Here is a 944-nt window from a genome sequence, read left to right as displayed (position 1 = left end):
CATTAGGGTCAGTTTTTTATTATTAGTGCACTACTTTGCAAAAACAATTTAAGCGAGCTTAAACCATAAGGTTATAGTTGTAGCTCGCTGATGTCAGCCACGGTTAAGAACAAGGCTCGTACTTGTTTGAGCAAGGCTAAGCGGTTGTTTTTAAGCGCTGCATCGTCACTATTGACCATCACGTTATCAAAGAACTGCGTCAATGGCCCATCTAAGCTTGCGAGCGTTTGCAATATTTGCGTATAATCAGCTTGCTCAAGTAGCGGTTCTACAGCCTCTTGTGCTTGCTGAACAGCTTGATACAGATTCTGTTCGGCCGCTTCGCTCAGTAATGCTTCATCGACATTGTCAGCAACGGTTATTTCTGACTTGGCTAAAATATTAGCCACCCGTTTGTTAGAGTCGGCTAACATCGAAGCTTGAGGCAACTCGCTAAACGCTTGTACTGCGCGAATACGCTGATCAAAATCTAGTGGCATATGCGGATTAATCGCTTGTACTGCTTGGATGGTATCGACGCTCACTCCTTGCTCTGTATACATCGCTCGATAACGCGAATTTAAGAACGCCATCACTTGGGTGAAAGTATCACCCATCTTAGTGATTTTGCTGCCATCGCTTGTGCTGTAGCCTTTGATCGCTTGCTCAACCAATGCTACCAAATTAATCGGTAGCTGTTTTTCAATTAAAATCCGCAAGATACCAATAGCAGAGCGACGCAGGCTAAACGGATCTTTTGAACCAGTTGGCGCTTGATCGATTGCAAAGATACCGACGAGCGTATCTAAGCGATCAGCTAGCGCTAAGCAGATACCAATCTGCGTCTGCGGTAATATATCGCCGCTAAATTTAGGCAAATACTGCTCTTGCAGGCTTGTAGCGACGGCTTCTGGCTCATCATTTAAACGCGCATAATAAGTACCAGCGATACCTTGCAATTCAGG

General features: G+C 44.8%; 1 protein-coding gene. It reads right to left on the bottom strand.

The annotated features are described in order from the left end of the window. Positions 1-71 precede the first annotated feature (71 nt). Positions 72-944, bottom strand: an 873-nt coding sequence (gene glyS / locus ACS8FD_RS17590) for a glycine--tRNA ligase subunit beta (protein WP_439276798.1), incomplete at its 5' end; no start/stop codon positions are given.

The organism is Psychrobacter sp. 1U2, from assembly GCF_051847575.1.
The sequence above is the reverse complement of the archived record's forward strand: the minus strand, read 5'-3'. Positions and strand labels throughout refer to the sequence as shown.